Here is a 2,065-nt window from a genome sequence, read left to right as displayed (position 1 = left end):
TCGCGGTCGCCGATCCGGTCCCAGAGCACGGCCGGGTCGGCGGGCGTCGGTGCGACGCCGAGTCCGCGAGCGGCGGTGGCGAGGGCCGTCGAGCGTCCCGTGCGCGGGTCGCCGACGATGAGCAGCCGGGGCTGCCGGACCGGATCCCACGCCAGCACCGGCTGCCGCTGCTGCTCGGGCAGGTCGGTCAGCCCCAAGGCGATCAACGGCGCGGGCGGTTGCAGCAGGGTCGCGACGGGCAGCACGGCGGGCAGCGGAGGCAGCCAGGGCGCGCGCACGCCGCTGCGCCCGTGCCGCGCCGCGAGCTGCTCGACCGTCCCCGTGACGACGTCGTCCGTGACCGCCGCGACCCGGACCCGGACCGGCCGCTCGGTCATCAGGATCGCGCCGCCGACCGGGTCGCGCCCGAGCTGCGCCGCTGCGGCCGATCCGATCAGCGCCCTGCTGTCCGCCGCGTCTTGCACCCTGAGGCTGATCCGGATCGGGCAGTTCGCCAGCACCTCGTCGCGGATGCTGCCTCCCGGCCGCTGCGTGCAGAGGATCAGATGCACGCCGAGCGACCTCCCCCGCGCCGCCAGGTCGCCGAACAGCGCCGCGAGCGCCGCCGCGCGGTCGACCAGCGCGCGGTACTCGTCCACCACGACCACGAGCCGCGGCAGCCCGGTGCCCGCCACGTCCGCGGTCCGCGCGTCGCGGAGCACCTGCTCGCGCCGGCGCAGCTCCGCGGCCAGGCTGGCGACGGCCCGCTCGGCCGCCTCCGCGTCGAGGTCCGTGACGACGCCGACGACGTGGGGCAGCGCCACGAGCGGGTCGAACGCCGCGCCGCCCTTGCAGTCGACGAGGAGCAGCGCGAGCCGCTCGGGCGGATGGGCGGCGGCGAGCGCGAGGATCCACGCCGTCAGCAGCGCGCTCTTCCCGCTCCCGGTGGTGCCGCCCACGACCGCGTGCGGCCCGTCGGCGACGAGGTCGACGTCAACCGGGCCGTCCGCGCCCACCAGGAAGCGCGCGGCGAGACCTCCCGCCGCAGGGTGCGCCAGCAGCTCGCCGAGCGTGGTCGATCCGCCCTGCGCGACCGCGTCGCGGTGGGCGGCGACGGTGAGGAAGGCGGGGCGGAACACGCGGGTCGCGCAGTCCGCAGCAGGTCCGCTGGCGTGCACGACCCGGGCGACCGCATCGGCGCCGACCTCGACGACGAGGTCGGCGGTCGCCCCTGCCGACGCCGTCAGCACGGCCGCTCCTCCTGAACTCCCGGCACCGCGGAGTCGTGCGACCGACGCCGCACGCGAGAACGCCTCGGCGAGCGGGGGCGGTCCGACCACGGCCACAGTCGCCGCTGCCGGCACCCCGAAGGGCGCGTCGGGCAGCACCGCACCCGACGCGACCAGCCGTCGCTCGCGCTCGCTGACCGCGATGCCGCCGACCGCCGGCGCGCACGGCAGGTCGGCGGTGCCGAGCACGAGCACGCCCGAGGGCGGTCGCCCGGCCCACGCTCCCGGATCCGCGGCGAGCGCCGCGGGCGACGGCGTCGCGATGCGAGCGGCAGCGACCGCCGCGGAGCGCAGCACCTCGAGCTCGCGCTCCACCTCCGTCAACGCGGCGTCCTGCCTCCGGAGGTCGCGGGCGGCGCGTCGCCGCAGCTGGAGCCGACCGTCGACCACGGCCGCGATCGCGAGCACGGGGCTGAACACCGCGAGCAGCAGCACGGTCGGCGTGCCGATCACGACGAACAGCCCGACCGCGAGCACGACGGGGGCGATGACCCCGAGCACGGGGAACGGCGGTGGCTCAGGCGGGGCGGGCCTGGCCGGGAGCGCGAGACGGTCGGTCACGGCTGGCAGCCTGCCCGCTCGGCAGCGGTGCCATGCGGTCGGGGCCTGTGGAGGAGAGGAATGCGGGCCGCGCGAGGCCGCGGGTGATCTCGAGGCTCGCTTCGCTCGCACCTCGATCAGCGGGGCGGGGGCGGAGGGTCGCGGGTCGCGGGCGGGGCGCCTCGATCAGCGCGGCGGCGCAGGCTCGACCTCGATCACGTCGACCACGACGACGGTCACGTTGTCGCGGCCGCCGG

Annotated in this window: 1 protein-coding gene; it reads right to left on the bottom strand. The window is 77.6% G+C overall.

Annotated features, from left to right (window positions below):
* Positions 1 to 1,829: FtsK/SpoIIIE domain-containing protein (locus tag ACFE67_RS15010; RefSeq protein WP_375407670.1), on the bottom strand; the 1,829-nt coding region annotated here is incomplete at its 3' end.
* Positions 1,830 to 2,065 lie beyond the last annotated feature (236 nt).

It is taken from the genome of uncultured Amnibacterium sp. (genome assembly GCF_964244015.1).
Classification (GTDB): Bacteria; Actinomycetota; Actinomycetes; order Actinomycetales; family Microbacteriaceae; genus Amnibacterium.
This window is presented reverse-complemented; position numbering and strand designations above follow the sequence as displayed.